The organism is Kineosporia sp. NBRC 101731 (assembly GCF_030269305.1).
In the GTDB taxonomy this organism is placed as follows: Bacteria; Actinomycetota; Actinomycetes; order Actinomycetales; family Kineosporiaceae; genus Kineosporia.
This window is the reverse complement of record NZ_BSTC01000001.1, coordinates 140,101-155,184: the sequence shown is the minus strand read 5'-3', so window position 1 is coordinate 155,184 and position 15,084 is coordinate 140,101. Positions and strand designations below refer to the sequence as shown.

Annotated in this window: 12 protein-coding genes; 5 read left to right on the top strand and 7 right to left on the bottom strand. The window is 69.1% G+C overall.

What is annotated here, in order from left to right; genetic code table 11:
• Window positions 1–26: 26 nt before the first annotated feature.
• The 3 genes from QSK05_RS00675 to QSK05_RS00665 all read right to left on the bottom strand — a co-directional run bounded on the left by QSK05_RS00675 (window position 27) and on the right by QSK05_RS00665 (window position 3,217).
• On the bottom strand, window positions 27–1,532 hold the full coding sequence (locus tag QSK05_RS00675) for an ABC transporter permease (RefSeq protein ID WP_285592785.1): 1,506 nt from the start codon (window positions 1,530–1,532) through the stop codon (window positions 27–29).
• Complete coding sequence (locus tag QSK05_RS00670) at window positions 1,532–2,416, bottom strand: ABC transporter ATP-binding protein (RefSeq protein ID WP_285592783.1); 885 nt, start codon at window positions 2,414–2,416, stop codon at window positions 1,532–1,534. Before QSK05_RS00670 ends, QSK05_RS00675 begins: the two co-directional genes overlap by 1 nt.
• Before the next feature lie 66 nt (window positions 2,417–2,482).
• Window positions 2,483–3,217: an NUDIX hydrolase gene (locus QSK05_RS00665; protein ID WP_285592781.1), complete on the bottom strand. Its 735-nt coding sequence runs from the start codon at window positions 3,215–3,217 to the stop codon at window positions 2,483–2,485.
• A 115-nt stretch (window positions 3,218–3,332) separates the two neighbouring features.
• Here QSK05_RS00665 and QSK05_RS00660 point away from each other — a divergent pair, with 115 nt between their 5' ends.
• Complete coding sequence (locus tag QSK05_RS00660) at window positions 3,333–4,328, top strand: SPFH domain-containing protein (protein WP_285592779.1); 996 nt, start codon at window positions 3,333–3,335, stop codon at window positions 4,326–4,328.
• Entirely contained in the window at window positions 4,325–5,197 is an 873-nt protein-coding gene (locus tag QSK05_RS00655) for an NAD(+)/NADH kinase (RefSeq protein ID WP_285592777.1), read from the top strand. The genes QSK05_RS00660 and QSK05_RS00655 overlap by 4 nt, the downstream gene beginning before the upstream one ends.
• On the opposite strand, the gene QSK05_RS00650 is transcribed toward QSK05_RS00655, so the two are convergent.
• A complete protein-coding gene (locus tag QSK05_RS00650; RefSeq protein WP_285592776.1) occupies window positions 5,181–5,435 on the bottom strand; it encodes a helix-turn-helix domain-containing protein in 255 nt (84 codons plus the stop codon). The two genes, QSK05_RS00655 and QSK05_RS00650, sit on opposite strands and share 17 nt — an antisense overlap.
• A gap of 207 nt (window positions 5,436–5,642) precedes the next feature.
• Here QSK05_RS00650 and ligD point away from each other — a divergent pair, with 207 nt between their 5' ends.
• Entirely contained in the window at window positions 5,643–6,875 is a 1,233-nt protein-coding gene (ligD, locus tag QSK05_RS00645; RefSeq protein ID WP_285592774.1) for a non-homologous end-joining DNA ligase, read from the top strand.
• 11 nt (window positions 6,876–6,886) lie between these two features.
• Here the strand turns inward: ligD and QSK05_RS00640 are convergent, their stop codons facing one another.
• Both QSK05_RS00640 and QSK05_RS00635 read right to left on the bottom strand, forming a co-directional pair.
• Entirely contained in the window at window positions 6,887–11,353 is a 4,467-nt protein-coding gene (locus tag QSK05_RS00640; RefSeq protein ID WP_285592772.1) for a PDDEXK-like endonuclease domain-containing protein, read from the bottom strand.
• Between the two features lie 52 nt (window positions 11,354–11,405).
• Window positions 11,406–11,984, bottom strand: coding sequence for a TetR/AcrR family transcriptional regulator (locus QSK05_RS00635; RefSeq protein WP_285592770.1), 579 nt, complete (start codon window positions 11,982–11,984; stop codon window positions 11,406–11,408).
• Between the two features lie 106 nt (window positions 11,985–12,090).
• On the opposite strand from QSK05_RS00635, the gene QSK05_RS00630 reads away from it, so the two are divergent.
• The gene (locus QSK05_RS00630) at window positions 12,091–12,522 is read left to right on the top strand and encodes an organic hydroperoxide resistance protein (protein WP_285592768.1); all 432 of its coding nucleotides are present in this window, start codon (window positions 12,091–12,093) and stop codon (window positions 12,520–12,522) included.
• Window positions 12,523–12,645: 123 nt separating this feature from the next.
• Here the strand turns inward: QSK05_RS00630 and QSK05_RS00625 are convergent, their stop codons facing one another.
• The gene (locus QSK05_RS00625) at window positions 12,646–13,689 is read right to left on the bottom strand and encodes an NAD(P)-dependent alcohol dehydrogenase (protein WP_285592766.1); all 1,044 of its coding nucleotides are present in this window, start codon (window positions 13,687–13,689) and stop codon (window positions 12,646–12,648) included.
• 263 nt (window positions 13,690–13,952) lie between these two features.
• Between QSK05_RS00625 and QSK05_RS00620 the strand changes: the two genes are divergently transcribed.
• Window positions 13,953–14,972 carry a CAP domain-containing protein gene (locus tag QSK05_RS00620; protein ID WP_285592764.1) on the top strand — a complete coding sequence of 340 codons (1,020 nt, stop codon included), beginning with the start codon at window positions 13,953–13,955 and terminating at the stop codon, window positions 14,970–14,972.
• The last annotated feature ends 112 nt before the right edge of the window (window positions 14,973–15,084 follow it).

Sequence of the window (15,084 nt, the reverse complement as noted above, 5' to 3'; positions counted from 1 at the left end):
ATCAAGAGGGCGGTCACGGTCGTCAGTCATAGCCAGGGCTCGACCGGTAGGTCGGTGGCGGGACGGTCCGGGAGGTGGGTGAAAGGGCTGAGGTCCATGACGGCCTGGGGCAGATCGAGCGCGGCGCCGAGTAACTGGATCCCGGCTGCCGCTCCCAGCGCCGCCCAGGCGAGAGGTGCGGCCGAGGGCCGGGTCCCGAACAGCAGCAGGCCCAGCCCGGCGAACACCCAGGCGGCGAAGACCTGGCTCAGCGCGGTGAGCAGGAGGTCGGGCAGGTCGCCTTGGCCACTGGTCAGCGTGTAGGCGAGTCCGGTCGACAGTCCGGCCACCAGCATCAGGACGAGGGCTCCGGCCAATGCGATCGTCAGGTGGCCCAGGGCCCAGGGCAGGCGGCCGGTCGGCGTGGCCAGAAGAGTCTCGGCCCGGCCCTCGGTCTCCTCGGTGTTCAGGCGCAGCAGGGTGGACACCGCATAGGCCGCGGCCACCAACCCGCAGATCCCGAACATCGCGCCCAGGTAGGAATCGACCACCGACTGCTTCCCACCCAGCGCGGTCAGCACGTCCGCCAGCTGGGGTGAGTCGTCCACCAGGCTGCTCACGCTGTTGGCCAGAGCACCCACGGCGGCGCCCGTCACGGCGAACCCGACGGCCCAGCCCAGCAGGGTGCCGCGCTGCAGTCGCCAGGCCAGGGCGAACGACGACCCCAGGTTCCGGGCTCGCGCCGGGCCCGGCGCAGCCGCCAGAAGGCCGGAACCGACGTCGCGGCGGCCCGCGATCAGGAAGGCGACCAGACCGAAAAGGCAAGCCGCAGAAAGGGAGACCAGAAGCGTCCACCATTGGACAGTCCCGAAGGGTCGCAGTTGCTGGGCCAGCCCGAGCGGTGAGAACCAGGACAGCCACTGCGGGCCGGATGCGTCCCCGACCGCTCGGAGGAGATAGGCGGAGGCCAGCGCGGCAGCGCAGATCGCCGTGGCCGGCCGGGTGATCTCGGTGATCTGGGCGGCGACCGCGGCCAGGGCCGCGAACACCAGACCGCACGAGGCCACCGCCAGCCCGAACAGCATCGACCCGCCGGTCGGCAGCCCGGCAGCGGTCAGGGTCAGCCCGATCAGCACGGCGAGCAGCAGATGGGCGATGAAGGCGGTGAGAAGGGCCGCGCCCAGCGGTGCCGACCGCCCGATCGGCGCCGCTCGCAGCAGCTCCAGACGGCCTGACTCCTCGGCGGCCCGGGTGTGCCGCAGCACCAGCAGGAAACTCATGATCGCGGTGAACGCGCAGGTCGTGCCCATGCCGCGCCAGGTGGTCAAACCGCCCAGCGTGGTCAGGTCGAGGGCCGGTCCGGTGAGGGCGCGCAGTCCGGGGTTGGCGGCGACGTCGGCGGCGAACGGGATGCGCGAGGCCTGGTCGGGGTAGAGATTCGCGAAGGAGGAGGCGATGGCGACGGGTAGGCAAGCGATGGCCAGCAGCCAGACGGTGAGTCTCACCCGGTCCTGACGCAGGGCGAACCGGGTCAGCGACCAGACGCCGGCCATCAGTGCGCCTGATAGTGCTGAAGGAAAAGTTCTTCCAGGGTGGGCTTTCGGCTGACCAGATGGTGGACGCCCGACTCGGCCAGCCTTCTCAGCACCTCGGTGAGGGCGTCGGGTTCCACTTCGCAGTACACGGACCGGTTCCTGATCCTCACCCCGTGAACTCCGGAGAGACCTTCCAGGACGGGTGGTTCCGATGTGAGTTCGGCCTCGATCGTGGTGTGGGTGAGCCGCTGGAGATCGTCGAGCGTGCCGGTGTCGATCGTGCGTCCGGCCCGCACGATACTCACCCGGTCACACAGTTGCTCGACCTCGCTCAGGATGTGGCTGGACAGCAGCACGGTGCGGCCCAAGTCTTTGCTCTCCTGGATACAGGATCGAAAGACACTCTCCATCAGCGGATCCAGGCCGGAGGTGGGCTCATCGAGCAGGAGCAGCTCGGTCTCCGAGGCGAACGCCGCCACGAGCGCCACCTTCTGCCGGTTGCCTTTGCTGTAGGCCCGGCCCTTCTTGGTCGGGTCCAGCTCGAAGCGGTCGACCAGTTCGGCGCGGCGCCTCTCGTGCAGCCCTCCGCGCAGCTTGCCGAGCAGGTCGATCACCTCACCACCGGTGAGGTTCGGCCAGAGTGTGACGTCGCCGGGCACGTAGGCCAGGCGGCGGTGCAGAGCGGCGGAATCTGAGCGGGGATCGCCGTCGAGCAGGCGAACCGTGCCGCCGTCATAGGTGAGCAGACCGAGCAGGACGCGCAGGGTGGTTGACTTGCCCGCGCCGTTGGGCCCGAGGAAACCGTGCACCTCGCCGGTGCGGACGGTCAGATCGAGCCCGTCCAGGGCCCGGGTGCTGCCGAAGTTCTTGATCAACCCGGTGATCGAGATGGCATCACTCATGTCTTCGAGCGTACTCAGGCAGCTGCTACGAGGCCCTGACCAATCGTGACGCGCTCCCGGCGGCCGTTAGACCACGCTCGGCGTCGGCCGCAGGATCGGGGGGTTCAGGGTCTGGGTCGCGCCCCGGCGGAACAGCTGCGCCGGCCGCCCACCGCCGCGGGTGGTCATCTCACCGGTCGGCTCCAGGAAGCCCAGGGTGCCGGTGACCTTGCGGTGGAAGTTGCGGGCGTCCAGGTCGACGCCCCAGACGATCTCGTAGACCCGCCGCAGCTCGCCGACGGTGAACTCGGTGCCGCAGAAAGCCGTGGCCAGGCCGCTGTACTCGAACTTCGCCCGGGCCCGCTCGACGCCGTCGCGCAGGATCTTGCGGTGGTCGAAGGCCAGCAGCGACGGGGAGTCGGGCAGGGAGGCGTCGAGGAACGCGGCGATGGGCACCCATTCGGCCACTTCGGCGTCACTTCCCCCGGTGACCTCGGGCGGGTTCGGGATCAGCGCCAGGTAGGCCGCGCTGACCACCCGCATCCTCGGGTCGCGCCCCGGATCTCCGTACGTGCTCAGCTGTTCCAGGTGCATGCCCCGGGCGCCGGTCTCTTCCTCGAGCTCCCGGGCAGCGGCGTCGGCCAGCGTCTCGTCGGGTCGCACGAAACCGCCCGGCAGTGCGTAGCTGCCCTTGAACGGCTCCTGTCCGCGCCGCACCAGCAGGGCCTCGAGGCTGTCGTCGCGAATGGTCAGCAGCACGATGTCGACCGTCACGGCCACCGGCGGGTACTTGGACGGGTCGTAACCCTGTTTGCTGGACACGGCGCTGGGTCCTTCCTTTCAACGCAGGGCATCTTTCGTCGGGTTGACGATAACAAAGGGCGGAGCTACCGTCATCTCGAGAGAAGGCGTCAAAGTGACGATAAAGGAGCAAGCAGTGGCTGAGATTCGGCGTTACCCCTTCGTGTGGCACGTACGCAGCGGCACGACCGATCATCTCGTGCATGTCAGCCGCGGGCGCACCGTGCACTCCGGGCCAGGGCAGGCCTTCTGGTTCCGCCCCCTGAGCGCGGCCCTGAGCGAGGTGCCGATCGACGACCGCGAGCTGGGCCTGCTCTTCCACGCCCGGACGGCCGACTTCCAGGACATCACCGTGCAGGCCACCGTGGCCTACCGGATGGCCGATCCGGACCTCGCGGCCCGCCGGCTCGACTTCGGGCTGGAGCTGAAGAACGGCAAGTGGCGCGGTCGTCCGCTGGAGCAGATCGCCCAGATGCTGACGGAGGCCGCCCAGCAGCACGCCCTCGACCTACTGGCCGGATTCTCGTTGAACCAGGCCCTGACCCGCGGCATGGCGGCCACCCGCGACCGCATCGCGCAGGGCCTGCACCAGGACGACCGGCTCGCCCAGACCGGTGTCGAGGTGGTCGACGTGCGGGTGGTGGCCCTGCGTCCGGAGGCCGATGTCGAGCGTGCCCTGCAGACCCCGGCCCGCGAGCAGGTGCAGCAGGACGCCGACAAGGCCACCTACGAGCGCCGGGCCCTGGCCGTCGAGCGGGAACGGGCGATCAGTGAGAACGAGCTGCAGTCGCAGATCGAGCTGGCCACCCGGGAGGAACAGCTGGTCACGCAGCGGGGCGCCAACGAGCGGCGCCGCGCCACCGAGGCCGCGGCTGCCGGCCGGATCGAGACCCAGGCCAAGGCCGAGCAGACGCGTGTCCTGGCCGAGGCCCGGGCCGACACCATCCGGGCGGTCGGCGTGGCCGAGGCCGAGACCGAGGCGGCGCGGATGGCCGTGTACGCGGACATCGACCGTGACGTGCTGCTGGCCCTGGCCGCCCGGGAGGCCGCGGCGCACCTGCCGCAGATCGGCAGCCTGACCCTGACGCCCGACGCAATCACCAGCGCGCTCGCGGCCCTGGCCGACCGGTGATCGCTCCCCGGGCCGTCCTGGTGCACCGGCGCAGCGAACTCGACCTGCTCCTGGAACGACACAGCACGCGCGGCCAGGCGGAGTTCTTCCTGCGCTCGCGGGGCCGTGACCTCCAGCCGGTGCAGGATCGGCACGACGCCCTGCACGAGGCGTTGCGCCAGGTCGAGGCCGGTATCCCGGGTGGCTGGCGGCGGGCGTCGGTGGAGCGGGCCGATCTGCCCCGGCTGCGGTTCGATCCGGAAGACGTCGTGGTCGCCGTCGGTCAGGACGGTCTGGTGGCGAACGTGGCCAAGTACCTCAGCGGGCAGCCGGTGATCGGCGTGGATCCCGAACCCGGCCTGAATCCAGGTGTGCTCGTTCGGCATTCGGCCTCAGCCAGCGGGGACCTGCTGGGCCGGGTGACGGCCGGCAAGGCGAGCGTCGAACAGAGGACGATGGTGGAGGCGGTGCTGGACGACGGCCAGAGGCTGCGGGCCCTCAACGAGCTGTACCTGGGTGACGCCGGCCATCAGTCGGCGCGCTACCGGCTGCGGGGTGAGCGGCAGTCGTCGTCGGGCATTCTGGTCGGCACCGGGACCGGCTCGACCGGCTGGTGTGCGTCACTCGCCCGCGATCGGGCCGCGGCGCCGGAACTGCCGGGTCCGCTGGACGAATCGCTGGCCTGGTTCGTGCGTGAGGCCTGGCCGTCACCGTTCACCGGCACCACGCAGACCCAGGGGTCGCTGGCCCGGGGCGAAGTGCTGCCGGTCGTGGCCGAGGCCGACCTGGTGGTGTTCGGCGACGGCCTGGAGTCGGACCGGCTCCAGGTGGGCTGGGGTCAGCAGATCGAGGTGCGAACGGCGTCGCAGCATCTCAGCGTGGTGGTGTGAGCCCCAGCGCTTCGAGCTCCGCGGGGTCGGTGCCCTCCGCGAGCTTCCACAGCGGCACGCCCAGCGCCTTGCAGAGCGGGCCCAGCTCGTCGATCTGCACCCGGCGCGCGCCGGTCTCCAGCTCGGACACCTTGGTGCCGCCCCAGCCGAGACGCTGCGCCAGGTCTTTCTGCAGCCACCCGCGACGGGCACGCTCGGCCGCCACGTTGCGCGGCAGCACATCGAGGAATGTGGGCATGTCCGGACGGTAGGAGCTTTCGCCGGTCAGATGCATCCGCCACCGGAGTGAATGCGGATTGTCCGTGACTGGTTCGGGAAAATCCTGGCCGGTTTGGCTAATCCGTTTGAGTACCAACACAAAACCATAGATAGAGGACGCGTCTCACCTCCAGTTCTCGCTCTGCGTTTCCCGGCCCTGACGCTGTGCTCGATCTAGCCTGGGTGAATGGCTGACAAGGGGACGGTTCTCGAGGTCGCCGGGTGTGAGGTGACGGTGACCCATCCGGACAAGATGGTGTTCCCCGAGGCGATCCGGCCCGGTGGCGGGGTGGGCGTCACCAAGCTCGACCTGGTGCAGTACTACGTGGCCGTGGCGGAGGGCGCCCTGCGGGGGGTGTCCGGCCGGCCGATGGTGCTCAAACGCTTCGTCAAGGGCATCGATCAGGAAGCGTTCTTCCAGAAGCGGGCGCCCGCGAATCGTCCCCCGTTCGTCGAGGTGGCGGAGCTGAAGTACGCCTCGGGGCGTTCGGCGCAGGAGGCCGTGATCCGCGACGCCGCCGGCCTGGCCTGGGTGATCAACCTCGGCTGTATCGATCTGAACCCGCATCCGGTGCAGGCGGAGGATCTCGACCGGCCCGACGAACTGCGTATCGACCTCGACCCGATGCCTGGCGTGGAATGGCCGCAGGTGGTCGAGGTGGCGTTCGTCGTGCGGCAGGTGCTGGCCGACCACGGTCTCACCAGCTGGCCCAAGACCTCCGGCTCGCGGGGGTTTCACATCTATGCGCGGGTGGAGCCGACGCGTCTGTACAAAGACCTTCGCCTCGCCGCCGAGACCGTGGCCCGCGAGGTCGAGAACCGGGTGCCCGACCTGGCCACCTCGAAGTGGTGGAAGGAAGAGCGCGGTTCGGTGGTGTTCGTCGACTTCAACCAGATGGCCAAGGACCGCACCACGGCCTCGGCCTACTCGGTGAGGGCCGTGCCCGATGCCCGGGTCTCGGCGCCCTTGCTCTGGGACGAGGTCGAGCACTGCCGCATGGAAGAGCTGACCCTCGCCACCGTGCTCCCACGCTTCGCGGAGCTGGGCGATCCCTGGAACGGCATCGAAACCGCCGTAGGAACGGTCGATTCGCTACTGGTCCGGGCCAAGGAGCTGGGACCGGCCGAGAAACCGCCGAAGGGGGAGGGACGCCGGCAGTCGTCCATGCCGCTCATCGAGGTGGCCCGGACCAAGACCAAGCCCGAGGCCCTGGAATGGCTCGAGGTGTGGAGGCAGAAATACCCGGCCGTCTCCGCGCTGCTCGAACCGGCCGACATCCTGGTCGACGGTATGCGCGGCCGCAGCTCGCTCTGGTACCGGATCCGGATCAACCTGCAGCACGTGCCCGAGGCCGAACGTCCGCCCCAGGAAGACCTTCTCGCCGACTACAACCCCTGGGCCGGTTTCCGGCAGCCGTGACGGAGCGCGACCTAGCCGCGCTCGGGCATCTCGAACAGCGTGTCGGCATCCACCTCAGCCAGATCCACGGTCTCCCATTCCTCTACCGGTGCCACCTCGTCCACTGGTGCCGCCTCGTCCTCAATGGGTGCCGTGACCACCGCAATGGTGGACGCGGGCACCTCCCATCGGGCACGGGGCAACACCCCGTGCTTGTCGAGGCGCTCGATCAGCGTGGCGACGGTCTCGGCGCGTTCGCGGTAGAACTCCGAGGCCCGGATCCGCCAGAACGTCCAGCCCAGCCGCTCGAGCTGACGCTGGCGCCGGATGTCGGCCTCCCAGCGGTCGGCGCCGTGATAGCGGTCGCCGTCACACTCGATGGCCAGACGCGCGTGCTGCCCGACCACCACCAGATCGATGCGATAGCGCCCGACCCGGTGCTGTACCTGAACCTCGTAGCCGGCTTTGAGTAGTTCCCGGAGTACGTCCAGCTCGAAGTCAGACTCGACACGTTCCTCCAGCCCCACCGTCACCGGGAGCCGGGAACCGGCGTCACGCACGTACTCCAGCAGGGCCCGGCGCTGGTCGTCGGCGTGCAGTCGGCCCGGCTCGACCGTGTGGAACACCCAGAGCTGTTCCTGCGCGCGGGAGGCCGCGACGTTGATGCGCTGCTTGTCGGCGTTCTTCGTGGCCGCCCAGGTCGCGTCGTCGGCCACCACGCTGATGAACACCACGTTGCGCTCGTCGCCCTGGAACGCCGGAGGATTGCCCACCCGTAGGCGCCGCTCGGCAAAAGCCTCCGGGCCCAGCCGGTCTCGTAACAGGTTCTCGATCAGCGGGGCCTGGGCCGACCCCTGCAACGTGACCACGCCGAACGTCATGCCCTGGTAAGCATCGTCGTGATGGCAGGCGAGCACCTGTTCCACCAGCGCCCGCGCCTCGGCCCGGTTGATCTTGTCGCCGCTCGACGAACCGGTCGTGGCGCCGTCCGCGACCCGCACCAGACGCAGGGGCGCGCCGATCGCGGCGGTGGACGGCTCGCGGAGCGGCAGGATGTCGCCGTCGTAGTAGCGGTTGGAGAACTCGATGATCTCCGGCACACAACGGAAGTGCTCACGCAGCAGGATCGTGCTGGGGAAAATCAGCTCGGACAGCGCGTACAGGCTCTGGTCGACCGTGAGCAGGCTCTTCACCCCGACGTCGGGCAGGTGCGAGTTCTGCAGCGCAATGATGCGTTCTTGGTTGACCCCCACCGCGGCCGGGCTGGTCTGCTGGTCGTCACCGACCACCACCGCCTTCGCGCCCAGCGCCAGCACCCCGACCGAGAGCAGGTCGCACTGGCTGGACTCGTCCACGATGACCACGTCGAACGGCTCCGTGACCAGCGGGTCGAAGTTCTCGATCACCCGGTGAACCGGCATGATCCAGACCGGCACCGCGCCCATCGCGCTCGGCATGAACCGGCGCGCCTCGCTCTCCCAGTGCGGTGCGTACTTGCCCGTGCCCTTGCCGCGTTTTCCCAGGGCCCGCAACCACGAGGCCAGGGCCCGCCGGTTCAGGTCACGCAGGTTGCGCTTGAGGCCGAGCCCCGCGCCCCGCCGGGCCCGCTGAAGCACCAGAGCCTGCTCACGCTGCTGCAACGTGATCACCTGCGCCTGCAGATGGGCCAGGTCGCCGGCCCGCAGCAAGGCGTCGAGCCAGGTCGCGGTGATGCGCCAGTGCCAGACCGCCGCTGTCTGCGAGGCGAGCCCGACCACCTCCGGATCGGCGCTGGTGCCCACGATCGCCGCCGCCCAGCCCGGCGCCACGACTGCCAGCCGATCGGCCAGTTCACGCTGCCGCACCGCAATCGGTTCCAGCCCGGCCAGCCGTGACACCTCGTCGAGCGTGACCCCCCAGCTGCCCCAGTCGCGCTGATCCAGGGCTGTGCGCAGGGTGTTCCAGAGCGGCGACGCAGCCGGAGCTTCCGTGCCCCGGCGCAGTTCCGAAGCCAGTGTCTCCAGCTCGGCCGTCACCTTGCGCTCGTGCGGCCGGGCCCCGGCCGCGGCCAGCAACCGGCCCAGCGCCTGCAGATCTGCCGACGTCAGCGCGGCCCCCACCTGCGGCACCACCGGGCGCAACCGGTCGAGCAGGGCAGGCAACTCGGAGGTCTCCCACGCCAGTGCCTGCGTCAGCTGCTCGGCGAGAATGGTCGAATGATGGACGAAGTCGTGGTCGTCCGGGGGAGTCTCCACCGGTGCCTGCTGCGCCAGCTGGGCGAGCATGCGACGGGTCGCGGCGCGCTCGTCGGTCAGCTCCAGCTGGGTCAGGGCCAGCTCGGTGTCTTCCGGCGTGCGCAGGGCCCGCCCGTCGATCCGGGCCTGCCCGTGCAACTCCTTCAGGTCACCCCCGCCGAACCGTGGAAGTCCCTTGCCCGCAGCAAATCTCTGCCCCAGTTCATGCAGCAGACGGCGCTGCTCGTGGGTGTCGCCCGTCGGTAGCTGGATCTCGTGACCGAACAGCCCACGCTGCAACTGCGCAGCCGTACCGGTGCGCCGGCGCAGTTGCTCGGCCCGACCGGCCCAGGTCTGCGCGGTCTCGGCCGAATGCCGAACATCGGCGCGGATCTTCACCAGCCACGGACTTTCCAACGCACTCAGCCGCGCAGTTGATGCGTCTACCATTGACCGCAACTGCACCAACTGCTCAGGTGCCACGCGATCGAGAGCCTCCACGTCGACCCCCGACTGCTCCAGATCGGCCACGTCTTGCCGCAGCTGGTCGAGACGGCTGGTCAGCGACACGAGCTGGGCGGGCGTGGGCAGATCACCGCGCGGCCGGGCCGTGCGCAGCGCATGGGAGTCGGTGGGCGTGAGCCGCTCGCTCAGGTCGAAGAGCCGGGCCAGATCGGCCGGCGACAACGGGGAGAGCGCGTCGACGGGCAGCTCGTCGGGAATCAGGCCCAGCTCGGGCTCGTGCTCGGTGAGCCAGCGCGCCACCTCGGGCGCCTTCGCCGGCCCCGACGGCAGCTCCCACTCGGCATCTTCGGTGCTCAGCGCCTCCAGCACCGCCAGCTCGATACCCCGCAGCTGCTCACGCACCCGGTCGAGCTCGGCCTCCAGCCGGACGATCGCCGCCGCCTCGAAATCCACATCGATCTGCGAGGCAATGTCTTGCACCGCCTGCGCCGAACCCCGCAACTGCTCCATCGACTCGCTCGACGAGCCCAGCACCGCGATCGACAGATCACGCAGCTCTTCGGGAATCTTGTCGCGCAGCACCGTCAGCGCCTGCTCGTTCTGCGCCGTCACCAGCACCCGTTTGCCATGCGCCAAAAGATGACTCACCAGGTTGGCAATGGTGTGACTCTTACCGGTGCCGGGCGGCCCCTGCACCGTGACACCGCGTTCACGGGCCAGTTGCCGGGCGATGCGCTCCTGCTCGGCATTGGCCGGCAAGGGCATGAGCAGGCGCTCGCCGATCGGGCGCCAGGTCTCGTCGTCGGGCGACTGGCCCAGTTCGGCCTGCGCCGACTGCAGCTCCTCGTTGTCGGCCACCACGGCGGCCAGGGCCTGGGGCAGCACCGAGTCGTCGCGCAGCCGTTCGGCCAGTTGCAGGTAGAACCGTTCGTGTCGGGTGGGACGCCGGCGCAGGAACAGCACCCAGGTATCGGTGACGACGGGAACCGTCGTGGGATCGGCGATCCCGGGTCCATCGGTCGTCGAAGCGTCTAGAGGCAGCGGCGCCAGCAAGCTCTCGTGCAGCTGACCGCGAGTTGCCGGGTCCCAGACATCGAGCGGCTCGGCGGCCACCTGCTGGCCGAGCTTGTTCAGCTCGCCGAGCACGGGCAGATCGAGCCCTTCCAGCGGGGAGAGCTGCAGTTCAGGCGGACCGTCGGGCAACACCCGCAGCGCGCCGGTGGCGGCGTCGAGCTCGATCAGGGCGCCGGTCAGCAGCAGCGGATGCCGGATCTTCTCACCCTGCACGTCCCACGACAGCACGCAGTGGCCCCACACCAGTTCGTGGGTGGTCCGGGCGCGTTCGGCCTCGAGCTGCAGAGTGAAGAGCCGCTCGTACAGCTCACGGGCCTGACGGGTGATCGCCGTGGTCTCGGCCCAGGGGTGCCAGATGTTCTCGAGCCAGGCGTGCGCCTCGGGCGGGGCCTCCGGGCCCAGATGGGGGACGTCGGTCACGGCACGGGTGTTCGGCTCGCCGATGGGGGTGGGCGAGCCGGGCAGATCGGTACGGCTGTTGCCGACATAGCGGATCAGATGCGCCGGTGGGACGGGCGGTTCGGCCGGCTGGGGCACCTTGCGCACCTCGAGCCAGCCGGCGCGGTGCTCGGCCGGGCCCAGCCGCACCAGGGGGTGCCGCGGAATGTCCGAAGGAAGAAGGGGCGCCGGGCCGTCGTGCTGGTACACGTCACGCACCGGTCGCACGGTCAGTTCACGCGCAGCCGCGGCCAGGAATGTGAGCAGCCGTCGGGTGCGGTCGAGGACCACCTCGCTCCGCTCGCCCACCTGGCTCCCTAGGTCTGTGTGCCAACCTGCATTGTGACAAGCCCGGGGGCTGTCAGGAACTCGACCGGCCGTCTTCGAGCAGATCATCGATGCCCTCGCGCAGGGTGGCGCGCGCGGATTCCGGGTCGTGCAGGTACCCGGACACCATCGCACCGTCACGCAAGAGCATGAACCGGCGCCCGGCCCGGTCGGGCGCATCGTGACCGGCCCGGCGGAACGCCTCGGTGGCAGCCCCCAGCATCCACGACCGGTGCTCCTCGATCGCCACGCGCACGGGACTGGTCTGGTCGGGGTACTCGGCCGCGGCGTTGATGAACGCGCAACCGCGGAACCCCGGTTGGCAGATCTGCTCGGCGTGCTCGTCGATCAGGGCCTCGAGCAGAGATTCCGGCTCGACGCCATCGACATGAGATCGGATGGCATCGTCCACCGAGTGGATGTAATTGACCACCAGATCTTCCTTGCCGGGGAAATGCCGGTAGAAGGTCGAACGGGTGACCTCAGCTTCGTTGAGGATGCGGTCGACACCAACCTCATGGATGCCTTCGGTGTAGAAGAGCGCCGAGGCGGTCCGCAGCAGGCGCTCGCGTGCCTTAGAGGGTCTGACGGAATCCGTCTCGGTCGTTGCCATCACACCAGTCTATCGGACCGACCGTTCCGTCTTGACAGACAGGAGGGCTCCGCGAGAGAGTTCAACACGACAGAACGATCGGTCCGATTTCTTGGAGGCACCTGTCATGGCCGCTGTGTACACCGCTGTTGCTACCGCTACTGGTGACGGGCGTGGCGGGCACACCACGTCGAGCGACGGGGTCATCAACCTCGACCTGGCCGTGCCGAAGGAGATGGGCGGCCCGGGTGGTGAGAAGACCAACCCCGAGCAGCTCTTCGCGGCCGGCTACGCAGCCTGCTTCCACGGCGCCGCTCGCCTGGTCGCCGGCAAGCAGAAGGCCGACACCACCGGTTCCTCGGTGACGGCCGAGGTCGGCATCGGCTCCAACGGCCAGGGCGGCTTCGCCCTCGAGGTCACCCTGAAGGTCAACTTCCCGGCGCTGGACCAGGCCACGGCCGAGGCCATCGTCGAGACCGCCCACCAGGTGTGCCCGTACTCCAACGCCACGCGCAACAACATTCCGGTCGAGCTCGTGGTCACCACGAACCCTGCCTGACCGGTCCTGAAGCTCCGGGCGATCCCGCTCAGTCGATATGACGGCGGGGCGCCCGGCTCCAGTTTGCTTGCACCTCAATGGTGAGGGGATCCATGGTGGGCGCTTCACCTGTCGCCTCCCGGGTCAGTCCTGCGGGCGCACGACCATCACGACGTTCCCCAGTTTTCGTCCGCTGTCCACGTACCGGTGGGCCTCGACGATCTCGTCCAGCGCATAGCTGCGGTCAACGAGAGGCCGGAACGTTCCGTCCTGCATCAGGTTCCGCAGATGGGCTGCAGTGTCGGCATCGGCGTGCGGAATCGGGAAGCGCACTTCACGGCCACCCAGCAGACGCCGCAGTGGACCCTTGAGCCAAGGGGTGACAAGCGCCAGCGCGACATTCTGTGAGCCCCGCCCCAGATCGGCCGAGATGTAGACACCGTTTTCCCGGAGAAGCCGGCGGCAGCGTCCGAACGAGCTCTTGCCGACGGTGTCGAGCACGGCGTAGTAGCGGCCGTCGAGGTGGGTATCGAGGCCTGGCACGCGGATAGCTGGGCGGCCGGGGGCCGGTGATGCCCGGTCGAAGTCTGCTCGGCCGATGACCTCGTCAGCGCCGAGATCTCTTAACAGAGACAAATTCTCCTCGTCACACACCGCCGTCACCTGTGCGCCCAGGCCGTGGAGCAACTGCACGGCAGCTGAACCGATGGCCCCGGTCGCGCCGTACACGAGCACAGGGTGGCCGGCCTCGATCCTCGCCCCGCGGATCATCGTGAGTGCGTAGTGCGAACCCTCCGATCCAGGAACGGCCTGTTCGTAGCTCAGATTCGTGGGCATCAGGGCGATCGGGCCGTTCTCCTTCACCGTCAGGTACTCGGCGTGGGCCCCGAAGTCGCTGCCCTGGAAACCGAACACCTGGTCGCCGGGACGCCAACGCGTGACGTCGTCCGCGATCGACTCCACCTCGCCCGCGTACTCGCAGCCCAGGACCCGCAGCCGGGGCCGGACCGGGCCGGTGACGAGGCGCCAGAGCCAGGGCCGGCCCTGGCGCAGGGCGCAGTCCGTCCGATTGACCGTCGTGGCGTAAACCCTGATCACGATTTCGCCGGGTGCTGCGGTGGGGCGGTCGATCGCGGTGATCGAGACCACCTCGGGCGGTCCGTACCGGCTGCGGACCGCGGCCTTCATGCGTCGCTCGTCTGGCTCATGACGGGATCGAACCAGGAAGGGCGGCACGGTGGGGGATCAGCTCCCGGCTGCGTGGCTGATCGCGCACTTGCGTCGCCCCAGAAATTTTTCGGCCCGTCCAGTTAACCGGATCCGCTCCAGGATTTGAGCAATCCCTGGGGCTGCGCCGCGCTCTTCCCCGGCTTTTGCGCTGCGACCGGCACCTCTCGTTAGATAACGATATGACAACGCCTTAACCGGCAATCGTGCTAAACCTGCTGGTCATGTCCCTGACACGTCACAAGAGGTTCCGGCCGATCTGGATTGCCGGCGTCACCGCCGTCGTCGTCGGTGGCAGCGGCGCCGCCTGGGCCTGCAACGGGCTCATCGGTGGTCAGTCCGACCCGCCACGTTCGGAAATCACCACCAGTTTCACCTCGCTCGGCCAGCCGCAGAGCGACACCCGCACCGACTCCGAGGCGAAGGCCGCCCAGGCCGAGGCCACCAAGAAGCACCGGCCCGGCCACTCCGGCCACGGGAAGCCGACCGCGACGTCGTCCCCTGATGACACCACGACGACGGAACCGACTGACCCGACCGCGACGACCGGCCCGACCGCGCCCGGCGAGACGACGACACCTGGCGAGACGACCGCGCCGGGCGAGACGATCACCACCGACCCGACGGATCCCACCGCGACCACGGAGCCCTCCGACCCGGATGAGACCGCCGAGCCGACCCAGCCGACCGAGCCGACCGAGCCGGACGAGACCACGACGTCCCCGGCCGACCCGACCACCGAACCGTCGGAACCTGACCCCACCGCGACCGACCCCACCGAGACGACCGACCCCGACGAGACGACCACGACGTCCCCTGATGGCAACGCAGAGGCGAGTGGCGACACCACTCTCGCCAACGACGTCATCAAGCTCGTGAACCAGGAGCGTGCGGCCGCCGGCTGCGATGTGGAACTGAAGCAGAACGCCGCGCTCACCCAGGCCGCGCTCGACCACTCGGAGCTGATGAGTAGCAAGAGCAGCCTGTCGCACCAGATCACCGGTGAGGCGGGTGTCGGTGAGCGGATCACCGCGGCCGGCTACGTCTGGCGCTCGTTCGGCGAGAACATCGCCTACAACAGCGGTTCCGGCGCGGCCACGGCCGTCATGAAGATGTGGATGAACAGCGCCGGGCACAAGGCCAACATCCTCAACTGCAGTTTCCAGGACATTGGTGTCGCCGCCGTGACGGCTTCCAACGGCACCATCTGGTGGACGCAGGACTTCGCCTACCAGGCCGCCTGAGCCGGCCTGACTCCGTCTGACCCGCCGGATCCCGCCTGGTTCAGCCTGGTTCAGCCTGGCCAGGACGATCCAGGCCCGGGATCGCGTTCGTCCCGGTCTGTCCGACCTCGGA

Excerpts from the sequence above, each read along its gene's own strand:
- QSK05_RS00675 (WP_285592785.1), bottom strand. The coding sequence starts at position 1,532 with ATGGCCGGCGTCTGGTCGCTGACCCGGTTCGCCCTGCGTCAGGACCGG.
- QSK05_RS00670 (WP_285592783.1), bottom strand. The coding sequence starts at position 2,416 with ATGAGTGATGCCATCTCGATCACCGGGTTGATCAAGAACTTCGGCAGC.
- QSK05_RS00650 (WP_285592776.1), bottom strand. The coding sequence starts at position 5,435 with ATGCCCACATTCCTCGATGTGCTGCCGCGCAACGTGGCGGCCGAGCGT.
- ligD (WP_285592774.1), top strand. The coding sequence starts at position 5,643 with ATGGCTGACAAGGGGACGGTTCTCGAGGTCGCCGGGTGTGAGGTGACG.
- QSK05_RS00635 (WP_285592770.1), bottom strand. The coding sequence starts at position 11,984 with ATGGCAACGACCGAGACGGATTCCGTCAGACCCTCTAAGGCACGCGAG.
- QSK05_RS00630 (WP_285592768.1), top strand. The coding sequence starts at position 12,091 with ATGGCCGCTGTGTACACCGCTGTTGCTACCGCTACTGGTGACGGGCGT.
- QSK05_RS00625 (WP_285592766.1), bottom strand. The coding sequence starts at position 13,689 with ATGAAGGCCGCGGTCCGCAGCCGGTACGGACCGCCCGAGGTGGTCTCG.
- QSK05_RS00620 (WP_285592764.1), top strand. The coding sequence starts at position 13,953 with ATGTCCCTGACACGTCACAAGAGGTTCCGGCCGATCTGGATTGCCGGC.